Here is a 17,233-nt window from a genome sequence, read left to right on the forward strand (position 1 = left end):
TTTACTAGTAAAAAAATAAAGTAAAATGTGGTTATTTTGTTTAAATTTATAACTTTTTTTATTAAATAGTTCTTCTTTATTATTTAAAAGCATATTGATGGCTCAATAAATTAAAGTAAATTAAGGCATATTAAATGCTCAAGTTATTATTTGGTAAAAATAGATACTTGTAGAATATAGCATTGGTTTTGTTGGTTTGAGTAGAATTATATTTTGAGATAAGTATAAATACTCAGCTTCTGAGGATTGCTTTTAAAGACCTCAAATGTCGACAAAGGAGTAGTAATTATCGATTTGTTTCTATTATTTGTATATCCGACTACTAAAAATAGAGCCAAAAATGTGATTAAACTTATTTTTCGTTGTATTTTTAAAACAATTTTAAATAAGTGGCATATAAATAATTGTTAAACTAATTGTTAATGTATAATTTCACCTCAGTTTAGAAAATCAAACACATACAAAATCAAACTAAAGTCAGTTTTAATCATCAACAAATTATATTCCGTAAACTGCATGAAAGATAGAATTCTATAACATGCTTCAATAAAATCTTTGAGCCACAATCAGTGCTACAAAGTAAGCTTAAATGTATCGCCTTAACTGTTACACAAGCTTCCCGATTGTTTTGATACTATATTCCAGATAAGTTCGGTCTTTGTTGAAACTATCAAAGATACCTTAACCTGTTCTTATCATTCCTTAGTATCAATTCCCCAAGTCATAAAAATTGGCAACGCTACTTCTTTCGCTGTAGCATTGATTACTCGTTGATTTCAACGTGGTGATTGTTTGGCCTCTCTTTACATTTTGGATTTAGTTTTAATAAATATAAATCAACAATTGTCAGGTAAAAACGTCAACAAGTAAAACCCTTTTATTGCATGAAAAAGAGACTTCTACTTACCATGCTGTTAGTGTTTTCTGCGAGCATAATCTTTGCTCAAAGCAAAATAACAGGTAAAGTCACAATGGCCGAAAATGGCTCAGATCTTCCAGGAGTTAGTGTATCTGTGAAAGGTACTACTCGTGGTACAACTTCAGCTGGAAATGGTAATTACACCATCAATGCTTCTCCAAACGAGACCTTGGTATTTACTTTTGTAGGTTTCAAGCCACTTTCAATCAAAGTTGGTAACCGTTCTGTTATCGATGTTCAGTTAGAATCAGATGTTTCTGAGTTGAGCGAGGTTGTAGTAATGGGTTACGGTTCACAAAGTAAAAAAGTAATTACTGGTGCTGTAACATCTGTTTCTGGTAAAGAAATTGCAACTCAGCCAGTTCAATCATTTGACCAAGGTTTACAAGGTCGTGTTTCTGGTGTGAATATCACAACTCCAAACGGTGTATTGAACAACGCTCCAGTTATTCGTGTACGTGGTACATCTTCAATCAACCAAAGTTCGTCACCTTTGATTGTAATTGATGGTATGCCAATCAACTCTGGTGATGTTTCTGCGGGTGGTTACACTGTAAACAACCCTTTAGGTGATATTAACCCATCTGATATTGAATCAGTTGAGATTTTGAAAGATGCCTCAGCTACTGCTATCTACGGTTCAAGAGCTGCCGCAGGTGTAATGTTGATTACTACGAAAAAAGGTAAAGAAGGTAAAGCGAAATTGTCTTATGACACTTGGGTAGGTGCAACTCAAACATTCAGAAGATTCAAAATGTTAGATGCTCAACAATTTATGGACATCAAGAATGAAGCTTCTAGAAACGCTGGCTTGGCTGATCAATTCTTCCCTTCTTATAATGCAGATGGTAGTTTAGTAAATACAAATTGGTATGACTATATCTACCAAACTGGATACTCTCAAAGCCATAACTTGAGCTTGAATGGTGGTAACAAAGATACTAAGTACTCGTTCTCAGTAGGTTACACAGATCAAAACGGTATGTTGAAGAAAAACACATTTAGCCGTATGACTGGTCGTATGAACGTGTCTCACCGTTTGACAGACTTTATCACAATTGGTTCGAACATTACATACGCTAATTCATTCAACCAAGCACCTAACACTGGTACTACTGGTGCTTTCTCAACAGGTGGTTTAGGTCGTTTGCCATTGGTATTGGCTCCAAACGTGTCACCATATAACGCTGATGGTTCTTATAATATCAACAGATCTGCTAACAACTTAGGTTTAGGTAAAAACCTTGTTGGTCCTGGTGGTTACTATAACCCACTTCCAGATTTGGAATTGAGTAAGTTTACTTCAGAAAATGCTCACTTGATTGCTAACATTTTTGCTGACTTTAAATTGTACAAAGGTTTGGTATTCAGAACGTCTTACGGTATGGATAACACTCAAATTGAAGATATTCAATTCTCAAACCCAATCCATGGTGAAGCTGGTACTACAAACGGTTCTGCTTATAACACTTACACTAATATCAAGCAGTGGAACTGGCAAAACTATTTGACTTATGATTTCAACGTTGATAAAAACAGCTTTACTGTTGTAGTTGGTACTGAAGCACAAAAATTCACTATCAACCGTTGGGGTGCTGGTCGTACAGGAGTATCTGATCCATTCTTTACTTCATTCCAAGGTAGCTTTGTAAACAACGTAGTAGGTAGCAACTACCAATCACAAAACGGTTTATTGTCTTACTTCGGTCGTTTGAACTATGACTTCGACAAGAAATACTTAGCTTCATTTACATTACGTAGCGATGGTTACTCTGCTTATGCAGTAGGTAACAAATGGGGTAGCTTCCCTGGTGCATCATTAGGATGGCGTTTATCAGAAGAAGCTTTCTGGAAAGGTTCTTCAATCAGCAATACAATCAATGAATTGAAATTGCGTGGTAGCTGGGGTCGTGTAGGTAATACAGGTGTAAGTGATTTCGCTTCTTTGAGTTTATTTGGTTCTGGTTTATATGGTTCTACTCCAACATGGGCATTTGCACAAGCAGGTAACCCTAACTTGAGATGGGAACAAAGTACTAAAGTTGACGTAGGTATTAGCTATGGTTTGTTCAAAGATCGTATCACTGGTGAATTGAACTACTACCAAAACAATATCACAGACCTAGTATTGGCTGAGCCACAAGCTCCTTCACGTGGTGTGCCAAACAACTCAATCAACACAAACGTTGGTTCGATGGTAAACAAAGGTGTCGAATTTACTTTGAACGCTTTGGTGTTAGAGAAGAAAAACTTCACTTGGAATGCTAACCTTAATATCTCAACTAACTCAAACGAGGTTTTGGCGTTGGCTAATAATAACGCTGACATTATTGCATCAACTGGTGGTTTGGAAAGCTCAAACATCGTTCGTGTAGGTTATCCTGTAGGTAGTATTTTCGTAATTGAAACAAGAGGTGTTAACCCTGCAAACGGTCAACGTATTTTTGTTAACGCAAAAGGTGAAGAAGTACAATATTCTCACCCAGGTAAATGGACTTATGTGAAAGATGGCTCTACTGCTCCAGCTATCACAGGTTCTGACCGTAAAGTATGGGGTACTGGTATGCCAACTTTCTTCGGTGGTTTCGATAACACATTCAAGTATAAGCAATTTGATTTAGGTATTTTCATGCAATTCTCAGGTGGTAACTACATTTACAATGGTACTAAAGCTGGTTTGCGTGATCAACGTGCATGGAACAACCATGATGAAATCTTGAACCGTTGGCAAAAAGCTGGTGATGTGACTAACATCCCACGTTTGGTATTCGGTGATAACGTATCTAACGGTTCTGCAAACCCTATTTCTGAAAACGTAGAAAAAGGAGACTTTATTCGTATGCGTAATATCTCTTTGGGTTACACATTCAAGAAAGGTTTGTTAGAAAAAGCTAAAATCTCTAGTGCAAGATTGTATGCTCAAGTACAAAATGCATTCTTGATTACTGGCTACACAGGTGCTGACCCTGAGATCTCAACTAACCGTGGTTCAAACATTGCTCCTGGTGTTGACCGTAACTCTACGCCACAGGCGCGTACTTACACAGTAGGTCTTTCGCTTAATTTCTAATTTTAAATTGATTATACGATGAAAAAATATATAAACGTAGCTTTTAAAAATGCAGGGAAGACACTAAAAGTATCTGTGGCTGCTCTCATGATGTTGACGGTAACGGTTTCTTGTACTGAAAAAGAGTTACTTGAACCAACTCCTATTACATCATTGTCTGATTTACAGGCATTTGCAACACCTGACCGTATTTTGGCTCAAGTATATGGCTTGTATGGTAGTGCTAAGTCTGGTCAGTTGTTTGGAGGTCGTTATTTAATTTATAACGAAATCCGTGGCGAAAACTGGTTGAACGTTACATCAAATGGTGTGACTGGTTTGCAAACTTGGAACCATACCAACAACTCGTCTTCAAACGAGCCGACTAACATGTGGAATGCAGCCTATCTTGCTGTAAATCGTGCAAACTTGTTTATCGAAGGTTTGGATAAAAATCCAAATGTGGTAGATGCAACAACGACTTCTCAATACAAAGCAGAAGCACGTTTCTTGAGAGCGTTGATTTATTTTTCTTTAGTAAATACTTATGCTCAACCTTTCAATAAAGATGCAGGTGCTAGTCTTGGTGTACCTTTGCGTTTGAAAGGTGAAGTTGGTAGCGGAAACAACAATTTGAAAAGAAGTACAGTAGCTGAGGTATATGCTCAAATCTTAGATGATTTGAACTTTGCAGAGCAAAACTTGCCAGCTTCGTATTCATCTGCATTGTTGAACACAACTCGTGCTCACAAAAACTCTGCTATTGCTTTGAAGACTCGTATCTACTTACAAATGAGCAGATGGAGTGATGTAGTAACTGAAGCTAATAAAATCGTTTCAACAACTTCTCCATTCAAAGCATCAACAGGTGTAGCAAATGCGCTTCAAGCAAATATCGCTTCGGTTTTTGCAGCTCCTTATACAACAGTTGAGTCTATATTCTCATTCCCAATGGGTGATAATGACCTTCCAGGTACTCAAAATGGTTTGCATAGTTACTATGTTCCAGTAACTGGTATTGGTGACTACTCATTGAATCCAGCTGGTGTTGTAGGAAATCCTGCGTTTACTGCAACTGATGCTCGTAGAATCAATTTTATCAAAAATGATATCGCTGGTGATGGTGGTCGTATTCGTTTGCTTAAATTCCCTACAGGACCTGTTCACAAAGATTTCGTTCCAGTAATTCGTTACTCAGAAGTGTTGTTGAACTTGGCAGAAGCGAAAGCTCGTTTGGCTGGTACTGCTGTTGATGCGTCTGCATTATCATTGTTAAATGCCGTACGTAGCCGTTCTACTACAGCTTATGCTGCTGCTGATATTGCAACAGGTACAGCTTTAGTAAGTGCAATCTTGACAGAAAGAAACATCGAGTTCTTAGGTGAAGGATTCCGTTCGATTGATTTACAACGTAATTTGTTAGCTCTTCCTGCTAAACCAACTGTTGCTGCGATTCCAACAACTTCGCCAGCATATATTTGGCCAATTCCTCAGACAGAGATTAACGTAAATAAAGATTGTTTACCAAACCCATAATTTGGTGAGTAATAATTTAAAAGAGGTTATCCGAAAGGGTAGCCTCTTTTGTTTTGTAGCTAAATGAACAGATTTTGGCTCAATCTTGAAGCCAATCATCATAAATTCATTTTTTCCTTCCAATATTTGTAAGAAATTCACCCTTTAAAATAAAAACTAAATTTATGAAACAACTTCATCGATTACTGAGTGCTCTTGCACTCCTATGTTTACTTTTTCCCGCCACGGCTCAGCAGTCTATTAATTGGAACAAAGGTGGAAGCGATTATACTACTTTGGAAGCGAATCAGATCGTTCGTATTAATCCCATTACTGGTCAAAAAGATGTGGTAATTGCCAAAAATTTACTTACTCCTAAAGGTGCCAATGACGAACTCAAAGTTCGTAGTTATAGCTTTTCGGAAGACAACCAAAAGGTTCTTATTTATACTAACACCAAAAGAGTATGGCGTTATGATACAAAAGGAGACTACTGGATTCTGGACCTCAAAACCAACCAGCTTTCACAACTAGGAAAAGGATTTGATGCGTCTTCTTTGATGTTTGCCAAAATTTCACCAGATAGTAAATCTGTAGCTTATGTTTATAAAAACAATATTTATGCAGAAAATATCGCAACGCATAAAATCACTTCTTTGACTAAAGATGGTACAAAAAAACTCATCAATGGTACATTTGATTGGGCTTATGAAGAAGAATTTTCATGTAGAGATGGCTTCCGTTGGAGTCCTGATAGTAAGTCGATTGCTTATTGGCAAATAGATGCTAATACAATTAGAGATTTTTACATGATTAATAATACTGATTCAGTTTATTCAAAAATTGTCCCAGTTGAATATCCGAAGGCTGGTCAAACACCGTCTTCGTGTCGTATAGGCGTAGTGTTATTGGCAACATCGCAAACCAAATGGATGAAACTTCCTGGGGCTACTAATAATAACTACATTCCAAAAATGGAGTGGGTACCTAATACCAATAAGCTGATTATTCAACAATTGAATCGTAAGCAAAATGTATCTACTTTGTTTATAGCTGAAGCACAAACTGCTGCTACCACAGCTATTTATAAAGAAACAGATGAAGCTTGGGTCGAATTTAACAATCGTTCAGGCGAAAGCGTAGGTTGGGATTGGTTAGACAATGGAAAATCGTTTTTGTGGATATCTGAAAAAGATGGTTGGAATCATGCCTATAAAATTACTTTGGATGGAAAAGAACAACTGTTGACGCCTGGAGATTTTGATGTGATTGACATTTTGAGTTATAGCGAGCAAAATAATAAAATGTATTACACTGCTTCACCTGATAATCCTCGTCAACGTTATTTGTTTAGTACAACTTTGGACGGACAAGGCAAAAGTGTTCGTATTACACCAATGACACAAAGTGGTACACACTCGTATGAAATTTCACCAGACCAAAAAATGGCTTTTCACTCATTCAATTCAAGCCAAATTAGCCGTATGAGTGAGGTGGTTAATCTTCCTGACCACAGTGTGGCGGGTGGCAAAGAAGGAATTGAAGCTAAACTTTCAAAGGTACGCTTGGCTCAACGTCCAATCGATTTTTTCGATATTCCGATAGAAGGAGGCGTGAAATTGAGCGCTTGGATGGTAAAACCCGTCAACTTCGATTCTACCAAAAAATACCCTGTAGTGTTTTATGTGTACACCGAGCCAGCAGGAGCTACAACCAAAGACGAATATTATACAGGTCGTAACAATTTGTATCAAGGTGATATGGGTAAAGATGGCTACATCTATGTATCTATCGACGGACGTGGAACACCACTACCCAAAGGACGTGCATGGCGTAAGGCTATTTATCGTAAGATTGGTCAAATCAATATTGCAGACCAAGCAGCAGGGGCGAGTTATTTGTTGAAAAGACCTTATATGGATAGCTCTCGTGTAGCAGTATGGGGATGGAGTGGTGGAGGTTCTACTACGCTAAACCTATTGTTCCAATATCCTCAAATATACAAAACAGGTATTGCGGTAGCTGCGGTAGGCAACCAGTTGACTTACGATAATATTTATCAGGAGCGATATATGGGATTACCACAAGAAAATAAAGAAGATTTTGTGAATGGATCACCAATTACTCATGCTAAAAACTTGCAAGGACACTTATTGTACATCCATGGTACAGGTGATGATAACGTACATTATCAAAATGCAGAAATGCTATTGAATGAATTGATTAAGTACAATAAACAATTCGAGTTTATGGCTTATCCAAACCGTTCACATGGTATTAGTGAAGGAGAAGGAACGAGCAAACACCTTTCAACACTTTACACTAATTATCTGAGAAAATATTGTCCTCCGGGTGGAAAATAAGTGCTAAGTGCACGAAGATATTCACAATAAATATGTTCTACACCTATGATACAGTTAGTTTTTCACCAAAAAAAGCCCAAAAACTACAGTTTATCGAAATTATTGGTTGAATCCACCTAGATTAAGTAAGTTTGTTCAATCAAGGGTCACAAACAACGACGACACTTTCTTAGCAATAGCATTAGATTACAATAGATATAGATAAGCAACCTAACCACTTTATAAACATTCTTCGGTCTTACCGAAACTACCTAACCACTCTTAAAATTTTAGTAATAAAACAAAACCACAGAAACTTTTCCTCAATGACATAAATTGGCATTTAAGTTGTGGGTATTTTAAGAAGTAACAGTAGTATGTATAGAATTAATTGTACAAAGTTGTGAGTAAAGCTTATTTAGATTCGACCATTATTTTACCAACACTAATACCACCAGTAAAAGCAAAGTGTAGTAATGCTCCTCGCCAACTCATTAAACTGCATTATCTAATCTCTCTAACACAATGAAAATTTGTCAAAGTACCTATCGCTCAGACGCTTGGGAGAGTATAAGAATCGATGAAGGTTTCTCTTCAGAAAAAGCACAATTAGTCATCGTATTTGGAGAACGTAAGTTATTCGAACAAATGCAAGTTTATTCGAAAGTACGTGAGGATTTTCCACATGCTGAAATAGTGATTAACTCTACTGCAGGAGAGATTTTTAATACAGGGGTCGAAACACAAACGATTGTGGTTACTGCTCTGCAATTTGAGAATACTCAAATCAAAACAACACAAATCAGCATTAGTGATACCAGCGAGAGTTATCAAGCCGCTTGTCAGTTGGTAGAGGCTTTACAAGCCGATGATTTGGTGCATATCATGGTTATATCTGATGGTGGTGTGGTAAATGGCAGTGCGTTAGTGCGTGCACTCAACGAACATACATCTCCACATGTTACTGTTACAGGTGGATTGGCTGGCGATGATGATAGATTTGAGAAGACTTTAGTGGGGCTAAATGCCGAACCTTCCGAAGGAAAAATCATTGGAATTGGCTTTTATGGAAGCCACCTACGTATAGGACACGGAACGATGGGAGGTTGGGATGTTTTTGGCCCTGAGCGTGAGATTACCCAATCACAATATAATGTACTGTACTCAATTGGAGGAAAACCTGCGCTTGAGCTTTACAAAGAATATTTAGGCAAATACGCAAAAGACTTGCCTGGAGCAGCATTGTTGTTCCCATTGTCGATGCGAGTAGATGCCGACTCAGCACCAGTAGTGCGTACTATCCTTTCTATTGACGAAAAACAACAGAGTATGACCTTTGCAGGAGAAATTCCTAAAGGTGCTTTGATTCGCTTTATGAAGGCTAATTTCGATAATCTACTTGATGCCTCCTCTGAAGCAGCTGAAAATGCGCTTCAATCGCTTTCATTTAAGCCTGAATTAGCGATTTTGATTAGTTGTGTTGGTCGCCGATTAGTTTTGGGATACCGAACCGAAGAAGAACTAGAAGCAGCTCGTGAGGTGTTTGGTCCTGATACCTGTATTACAGGATTTTACTCGTATGGGGAAATATCGCCGTTGATGGCCGAAGCCAAGTGTGACCTTCACAATCAAACCATGACTATTACGACATTTACAGAGATTTGATTTATATGCAAAACGATCAATTACATAAACTACTTTCAAAACAGGTAAATCGCTTTCTTGATACAGAATCGCAAGGAAGAGAGGATGTGGTGAAATTTTTGAAAGTAGTTAGTGACTCCTACGTAAACTTTGATAGAGATAAGGAGCTTTTTGAGCACTCTTCGTCTCTTAATGAAAAAGAATACGCCGAAATAAACATTCGCCTCAAAGATGAAATAGGTCAACGCAGACGCTCGATTGAGAAGTTGATTGAGGCAATTCATTCACTTGAAACAGACAACTCTTTACCTTCATTCGACGCCGATAATTTGTTGCTTTTGGTTGACTATTTGCAGAAGCAAATTGACAATCGTAAAAAAATGGAAACTGAGCTTCGTCAAGCAAAGGATGCTGCCGAAAAAGCTACGCAAGCGAAGTCTGAGTTTTTGTCAATGATGAGCCACGAAATCAGAACGCCACTCAACGCCATTGTAGGGATGACCTATCTTATGCAACAAGAGGAATGTTCCCCTACGATGGCTGACAACTTAAAGACCCTTCAGTTTTCTACGGATAATCTACATGTACTTATCAATGATATTCTTGACTTTAGTAAAATTGAAGCAGGAAAAGTTGATTTGGAAGCCACTCCATTTGATTTCAAGCAATTAGTATCTAATATTAAAAGAGCCAATCAGGTAAAGGCTGAGGAAAAAGGTAATAGAATTCGTCTGATGGTGGATGATGATATTCCTGATTCATTAATTGGAGACCCTCTTCGTTTGGGACAAATTTTATCCAATTTGGTTTCGAATGCGGTTAAGTTTACAATCAATGGTAGTATTTCCTTAGAAATTTCTTTGGTGAGCAAAACTGACGAAGAAGCCCAGATTTATGTATCGGTAAAAGATTCAGGTATTGGTATTCCTCCAGATAAGCAAGAATTGATTTTTGAACAATTCACACAGGCCAATTCCGAAACAACTCGTAAGTTTGGAGGTACAGGATTGGGTCTTGTCATTACCAAAAAGTTGCTTGAACTTCATGGTAGTAAAATTCAACTAGAAAGTGAAGAAGGAAAAGGTGCGAAGTTTTATTTTACCTTAAAACTAAAAATTGGTAATGGTATCAAAACTATTCAAGCTCCTGTTGCCGAAAGCATCAACGAGGTAAGTTTGAAAGGAGTAAAAGTACTATTGGTGGAGGATTATCCAGTCAATGTTAAGGTTGCGTCGAAGTTTTTAACACGTTGGGAAATTGATTTTGATGTAGCTGAAAATGGTCTGGTGGCTGTTGAAAAATATAAAAATGGCAACTATGATGTAATTTTGATGGACTTGTTGATGCCAGAAATGGATGGCTATACCGCAACTTTACGTATTCGTGAACTTAATCCAACCATTCCAATAATTGCATTAACAGCTTCAGCAACGCTCAATAATCAAGATAGAGCTTTTGAAGTTGGAATGAATGATTATGTAACAAAACCATTTAATCCAAAAGAGTTATTCCAAAAAATTGGAAAATATAGTCATCGTGGTTCTTGATGTTAAGTATTAATGCAAAATAAAATCATATTGCTTTAGGCTGTAAGCTTTAGGCATTAGGCAAAAAAGCTTAAATTATTTCAAGAGAAATTCTTTTCAACTTTTAGCTTCAGCATAAAACCAAGAGCTTAATGCGGGTAAAATTATTTTAATTTTGTCACTAACTGTAGGTCTGTATAAAAGAAAAGTGGTAAGTTTTCAGATGAAAACTTACCACTTTTTATATTTTTTAAGGAGGAGTATTAAATCTTGAGGGCGTTATATTTTTAAAGCATATTGAGTCTATTCATCAATTCTGATTTGTTGGCTCTACTAATAGGAATAACTTTATTGGCAATCACTAAATTGTTTTCTTCAATGTCTACAATTTTATCGAGATGAACAATGAATGACCTATGGACTCGTAAAAACTGCTTTCCTAACTTTTCTTCCAAAGATTTCATCGTAGTATGAATCACGTACGATTGCTTGCTGGTGTAGATTTTTACATAGTCTCCAATATTCTCTACAAACTGAATATCTGAATAGGGGAGCCTAATATACCTACCTTCATGCTTGATATAAATCTCGTTATGCTGCTGTAATGGACTATCTTTTTTCTGTCGTAAGTCCAATACTTTTTCTACAGCAAGATTAAATCTAGGACCTGTAATGGGTTTTTTCAGATAATCTGTCACTTGGTATTGAAACGCATCGTAAGCATATTCAATTTTTGATGTTGTCAAAATCACCTGTGTGGTAGTCGTGGTGATTTTTTCTAATAAATCAAATCCTGTCATTTCAGGCATTTCAACATCAAGCCATATCAAATCAATCTCGTTTTGTTCTAGTACTTTAAGGGCTTGTTGGACGTTTTCACAAATGGCCACCAACTCTAAAGCACTATGTTGTTCACATAGCTTTTGAAGGGATTTCCTGGCCATGATTTCATCGTCAACAATGATACATCGTAACTTCATTTTATTGGAGGTTTTGTAAGCGTTGCAACTCTTTTTCTAAAATTGGATGAATTTGGTTCAACGCCTTCAGCAATTGATCTACCTTAGCTTTAAGGTCGTAATACTCTGGTTTGTCTAAGGCTCTACGCTCAATTTCGACAAGTTGTTTTTCGAGCTGAGTTAAACCTACCATCCCTAAGGTTGGCTTGAGCTTATGAGCCAATTTTTTCAATTCTGGAAAATTTTGTTGCTCCACAAATGGCGCCAAATCTTTGAATTCGGGATAAACATCAGATAAAAAGGTATCAAACATATCGGCTTGATATTCGACATCTCCCTCATACATCTCATCTAGTCGCTCGTAGTCAATAGGGTTTTCCACGGTAGTTGTTTGCTGTGTTGGGGGTTCGATAATATGAACTGTTCTGATTTCTTCAAAATCATCTTCAGTTTCCTCATTAGAGAGTTTTCTATATTTTTGTAGCATTTCAAATAATTGATTCGGTGCAAACGGCTTTGGTAAAAAATCACTCATACCTACTGCCATAGCCTTCACTTTTTGGTCGAGCATAGCCGATGCCGTAAGGGCAATGATAGGTACATGTTGATTAGGTGTTTGGGTACTTCTAATAGCAATAGTAGCTTCGTAGCCATCCATGTGTGGCATCTGAAGGTCCATGAAAATAATATCAAACTTGTGTTTATGAATTTGTTCTACAGCTTGTCGCCCATCTGAAACCACCGTAAAGTGGCGATTCCATTTGTTTAAAAGACTTGAAATATACTTTTGATTCATCAAATTGTCTTCAACAACCAAGATATGTCCATTTTCAAAATCCTTAGTTTCTGAAAGTTTACTACTTGGAGCTGGCGCTGTAATAATAATATTGTCGCTTCTTTTGTAAGGTAATGAGAAAATAAAAGTTGTGCCTTTTCCTTCTACACTTGTTGCATGAATATCGCCTCCTTGAAGCTCGATAAGCTCTTTGGTAATGGCCAAGCCCAAGCCTGTTCCTTTATGCTTATGTCCTTGCTGATTGATTTGTTTGAATTTTTGGAAAATCAGTTCTAGCTTTTCTGGAGAAATCCCAATACCTGTATCTGCAATTTGGAATTCCAATAATACTTCATCTTTGGCAACTTCTTTTATTTGACGAACTGTGATATTGATTTCGCCTTTTTCGGTAAATTTCTCTGCGTTGCCTATGATGTTCAATAAAATCTGATTGAGTAATAAATCATCGCCGATATAAGCACCATGAATTTTTGAGTCAATCATGACATTTACTTCAAGCGGACGATTTCCAATTTTGATTTCAAATACCTTCTGAACCGTCTTTAATAAACCTACGAGATCAAACTCCTTATGGTTTACTTCAATTTTACCTGCTTCGATTTTTGCCATATCCAACAAGTCAGAAATGAGACTATGCAAGAAGTCTGCTGAACTTCTCAAAATCTCAAGGTATTCTACTTGTTGATTGGTAGGATGGGTATCAAACAACAGGTGAGCCATACCAATGATTGCATTCAAAGGCGTACGAATTTCGTGGCTCATGTTGGCTAAGAATTGCTTTTCAGCTTGACGAGCATCTTCGGCAATTTGTTTTGCCAAACTCAATTCTTGTTCTAGCGTTTTGCGCTCAGTTAGGTCATAGTGAATCCCGATAGAACCTACAGTGACTCCATGTTCGTCAATAATCGGGGCACCACTAATGAGTGTCCATAGGATTTCTCCATCTTTTTTAAGGATAGGCAATTCATAAGAACTACTTCCTCCAATTTTTCGAAGATTTTGCTGTTCTTCAATAACTGTGATAAATTCTTTAGGAAGAAATAGCTCCATCGCATTTTTTCCCAAGAGTTCGGCTTCTGTATATCCTACCATTTTACAAAACTTATCATAAGCTCGTATAATGGTTTGATCGTTATCTACTTCTAGCAATCCCAATTCCATATTATTCATAATGCCGCGATACTTTTCCTCGCTTTTACGAATCGTTTCTTGGGTATTGAAATTTTCGGTAACATCATTATATCTCCAAAGATGCCCTGTATAGTGTTCATCAATGAATATTGGAATATAGTCACGCTCCAATATTCGTCCGTCGGCTGTTCGAACCTTTTCGTTGACTACCAGCTTTTGTTCTTCGACTAAGGTATTGACACGACTAGCAAACTCTTCAGGCTCACTAAAATAATTTTTGAGGTCCTGTAGTGCACTTTCGCAGTCAATGCCAATTAGTGATTCTGGAGAAGTATTGAAGCCGAGAGTATCACAGAGAAACTGGTTTACTAAAATGATATGTCTACTTTCGTCTTCAACTAAGATACCTGACTGCATATTTGAAATCAGGGTTGAAAGACGAATTTGGGTACTTTTAAGAATCTCTTCTGTTGATTTACGGTCGGTAATATCACGAGCAACAGCTACCAGTTCGTTGATTTCACCATTTTCTAAAATTGATCTTACCGTCTGACCAATCCAGATGATATGTCCATCTTTATGAAATACTGGAAACTCATTATAGGTACTTTCTTTTTTCGTTGCTACCATCTCGTAATAAAAATTGACGAGTGATTCTCGATATTCAGGAAGTACCAATTCTGTAAAATGTCGCCCTACGATTTCGTTATCTAGATACCCCAGTCTCTGTTCAATGATAGGGTTGACAAAGGTGAAATATCCGTCAGGTGAAATTTTATATATAATGTCTTGAACAGATTCAATAAGTTGTTTGTAGCGGATTTCACTTTTACTGAGTTCAGAAACTTTTTCGTTGATTTGAGCTTCTAAGCGCTGATTAAGTCGAATCAGATTTTGATTAGACTCAAATAACTCCATAGCCTTTTCGTCCAAGATTGTTTCAGCTTGAATACGAGCGGCTCTTTCACGCTCAAGTTTCGTTTTTAGTAGCTCTATTTCGTTAGTATTCATTTATTTAGCTATAATTTCAAAACGCACTATGCAGCCTTCTTTCGTTAAATTGTGAGATTTGAATATCTGCTTTGGGGTTGTGATGATCTAAGCAATTTAGGAACAGTCCAAGTGCAAAGTCTCCCATTCTGCGGTTTGAATGATAAATTAGCACGAAATGCTCATCAGTAATCTTTTGAGTATCAAAACGAGGTAATTAAGTATCAGGGGTTAGTGTCCTGAACAAAGCGATGATTTTAGCCAGAACGAGCTTCAGCTTTTTCGAGAAAATTTGTAAAAACTATACCTTTCATAAGTGGATGAAATATAATGAGGTTACAATATGGTTAAGTAATCTGTTAGATTCGGGTTCAATATCAAGCAAGAATTGAATGACGATGGTCTTATTCTAAATTAGAGTCTACTTCTTCTTGACGGTTTATTTTCTGCTGGGTTTATCAGAAAGATAAACCTATGATATCTTTAGCAATTTATATTAAGCAACACCAATCTCTTTTCCTGAACTTTGTCTAAGCAAAATTTAGTTATATTTTCTCAAGATTATATCAGTGTGATGAGGTATTTGTGTATGGATGACTGTTTTTTATGGGTTTCAAATTAAGGATTTTGGCGTCAGCCTTACATTACCTTACTCTCAGAGATTATTGACTAATGAAGATTTCCCCTTTACTTTCTCGTATGAAGAGTGCATAGAGAAGATGGTTCTGGTTGAAAAATCAGAAAATATATGTTGATTCAAGGGTTTCAATAATTTGGCAATAGTCTTTGAGAAAATCATTAGCAAAAATCGTGCATCTTCTTGTAATCTTTAATTATTTCTATGTTTTTACTCACAATTTTATTGAATTTTGACAATGAAAGTATTCAAATTAAATGTATATACAAATATTATGACAAAATACTTTTTGTACCAGAAAAGAGAGGTACAGACAAAAATAGTAAAGATGTGAAAACATCAAGCGTTAATATTCCTAGAAGTGTTGCGATTTTACATAACATCTATAAAATAATATTTTCAAAAAAATCAAATAAATAGATGTTTCTTACAGCAGAAATGTTCAATGGTTTTATGGATGGGTATGAGTGCTAAATTACAAGATTTTAAAATAATTTTTACGCTTTTTGATAATTTTCTTAAACCATGTACAAAATTTTTCGTATATCCTGAAAAAATGAAAAAGAATGCAAAATATATTATTGCCTATGCATTGCTATTAGTCACCCTCGCAGTGAATGTTTCGATGCCATTATTTAGGGTTTATGCCCAAAATGAAGGCTTAAATAATGGACAAACGGCCTTGGTGTTGGCTTCTTATATTGTGGGAATGCTGCCTTGTTACATTTTTTTGGGAGGTATTTCAGATAGGATAGGTCGCAAAAAAATCATGCTATTGAGTGTGTTATTTTCTCTGGCTTCTACAACAGTGATAACGTTTCATCCAGCGGTATATACTTTGATAATAGCTCGTTTTTGTCAGGGAATCGCACTTGGCTTGAGCATGGGTACAGGAACAGCCTATTTAACAGAAATACTGACGCTTAATCAAGAAGAACATCCAGCCACGCAAGCGGCCAATATAGCGTCTTTTTCTACGGCGATCGGTTTTAGTGGAGGAGCACTTACCACCACCTTGCTTATTATCCATGAGTTTACGTTGGTGCCGCTGAGTTATCCCGTTTTGATTGGGTTAACTATTATAGGTGTATTATTGATGTTGTTTTTACCAGATTTGCCGCCCCAAGGAGGAAAGGTGATGCGTTTGCCTTATTTTCCAGAAAATGCACTTCCTGTCAATATTGGGATAGGTGTTTGCTGGGCGGTGACAGGTATTGTCATTGCTATTATTCCTGGACAGTTGGCGTTGATTGGCTTGACTACATACGCTGGTTTTTGTTTGGTTTTAATTAATTGGACTGGTGCATTTTTGCAACCATTTATCCGAAACTTTAATCCCAAAAAAGCTGTACAAATTGGCTATCTATTGATTCCTTTGGGTTTTGGATTAGTGATTTTAGGGTGTTATCTATCTGTCTTACTGATTATTTTGATAGGGGCTTCTATTATTGGAATGGCAGCCTATGGGTTTTCCTATTTGGGAGGATTAGCTATTATTGCTAATATTGGTGGCGAACAACGAGCACGAGCCGTTTCGGGATTTATGTTTGTTGGATACATCGGATTTGGCATTCCTGCTATTTTCCTTGGCTATTTATCTGATGCCTTGGGTATTGTTCGTGCTCTTGTGATTTTTGAAGTAATCATCATTTTAATTGGGCTATATTTTGTCAGAAAAGTAAAGTACAATCAATTGTAGATTTGGGATTTCTGATTTCGGAAATA

The 17,233-nt window shown here is 36.8% G+C and carries 8 protein-coding genes and 1 pseudogene; 6 read left to right on the forward strand and 3 right to left on the reverse strand.

The window, feature by feature from the left end:
* Positions 1-884 precede the first annotated feature (884 nt).
* The 5 genes from QM481_RS14165 (at position 885) to QM481_RS14185 (ending at position 11,016) form a co-directional block, all read left to right on the forward strand.
* Positions 885-3,989, forward strand: coding sequence for a SusC/RagA family TonB-linked outer membrane protein (locus tag QM481_RS14165; RefSeq protein WP_283382218.1), 3,105 nt, complete (start codon positions 885-887; stop codon positions 3,987-3,989).
* An 18-nt stretch (positions 3,990-4,007) separates the two neighbouring features.
* The gene (locus QM481_RS14170; RefSeq protein WP_283382219.1) at positions 4,008-5,504 is read left to right on the forward strand and encodes a RagB/SusD family nutrient uptake outer membrane protein; all 1,497 of its coding nucleotides are present in this window, start codon (positions 4,008-4,010) and stop codon (positions 5,502-5,504) included.
* 164 nt (positions 5,505-5,668) lie between these two features.
* The gene (locus QM481_RS14175; protein WP_283382220.1) at positions 5,669-7,846 is read left to right on the forward strand and encodes a S9 family peptidase; all 2,178 of its coding nucleotides are present in this window, start codon (positions 5,669-5,671) and stop codon (positions 7,844-7,846) included.
* Positions 7,847-8,350: 504 nt separating this feature from the next.
* Positions 8,351-9,490 carry an FIST signal transduction protein gene (locus QM481_RS14180; RefSeq protein ID WP_283382221.1) on the forward strand — a complete coding sequence of 380 codons (1,140 nt, stop codon included), beginning with the start codon at positions 8,351-8,353 and terminating at the stop codon, positions 9,488-9,490.
* 5 nt (positions 9,491-9,495) lie between these two features.
* On the forward strand, positions 9,496-11,016 hold the full coding sequence (locus QM481_RS14185; RefSeq protein ID WP_283382222.1) for an ATP-binding protein: 1,521 nt from the start codon (positions 9,496-9,498) through the stop codon (positions 11,014-11,016).
* A 266-nt stretch (positions 11,017-11,282) separates the two neighbouring features.
* On the opposite strand, the gene QM481_RS14190 is transcribed toward QM481_RS14185, so the two are convergent.
* The 3 genes and pseudogenes from QM481_RS14190 to QM481_RS24920 all read right to left on the reverse strand — a co-directional run.
* Positions 11,283-11,975 (reverse strand): LytR/AlgR family response regulator transcription factor, encoded by a 693-nt coding sequence (locus QM481_RS14190; protein ID WP_166552161.1) that lies wholly within the window; start codon positions 11,973-11,975, stop codon positions 11,283-11,285.
* Position 11,976: 1 nt separating this feature from the next.
* Entirely contained in the window at positions 11,977-14,892 is a 2,916-nt protein-coding gene (locus QM481_RS14195; RefSeq protein WP_283382223.1) for a PAS domain S-box protein, read from the reverse strand.
* A gap of 16 nt (positions 14,893-14,908) precedes the next feature.
* Positions 14,909-15,076, reverse strand: a pseudogene (locus QM481_RS24920) (hypothetical protein); the annotation flags it as partial.
* Positions 15,077-16,064: 988 nt separating this feature from the next.
* Between QM481_RS24920 and QM481_RS14200 the strand changes: the two are divergent.
* Complete coding sequence (locus tag QM481_RS14200) at positions 16,065-17,207, forward strand: MFS transporter (RefSeq protein WP_283382224.1); 1,143 nt, start codon at positions 16,065-16,067, stop codon at positions 17,205-17,207.
* Positions 17,208-17,233: the final 26 nt, after the last annotated feature.

This window comes from Flectobacillus rivi (assembly GCF_030056655.1).
In the GTDB taxonomy this organism is placed as follows: Bacteria; Bacteroidota; Bacteroidia; order Cytophagales; family Spirosomataceae; genus Flectobacillus; species Flectobacillus rivi.

Bases quoted from the DNA above. Each gene is read 5' to 3' on its own strand.
- QM481_RS14180 (WP_283382221.1), top strand. From the start codon at position 8,351: ATGAAAATTTGTCAAAGTACCTATCGCTCAGACGCTTGGGAGAGTATA.
- QM481_RS14175 (WP_283382220.1), top strand. From the start codon at position 5,669: ATGAAACAACTTCATCGATTACTGAGTGCTCTTGCACTCCTATGTTTA.
- QM481_RS14170 (WP_283382219.1), top strand. From the start codon at position 4,008: ATGAAAAAATATATAAACGTAGCTTTTAAAAATGCAGGGAAGACACTA.
- QM481_RS14165 (WP_283382218.1), top strand. From the start codon at position 885: ATGAAAAAGAGACTTCTACTTACCATGCTGTTAGTGTTTTCTGCGAGC.
- QM481_RS14190 (WP_166552161.1), bottom strand. From the start codon at position 11,975: ATGAAGTTACGATGTATCATTGTTGACGATGAAATCATGGCCAGGAAA.
- QM481_RS14185 (WP_283382222.1), top strand. From the start codon at position 9,496: ATGCAAAACGATCAATTACATAAACTACTTTCAAAACAGGTAAATCGC.
- QM481_RS14200 (WP_283382224.1), top strand. From the start codon at position 16,065: ATGAAAAAGAATGCAAAATATATTATTGCCTATGCATTGCTATTAGTC.
- QM481_RS14195 (WP_283382223.1), bottom strand. From the start codon at position 14,892: ATGAATACTAACGAAATAGAGCTACTAAAAACGAAACTTGAGCGTGAA.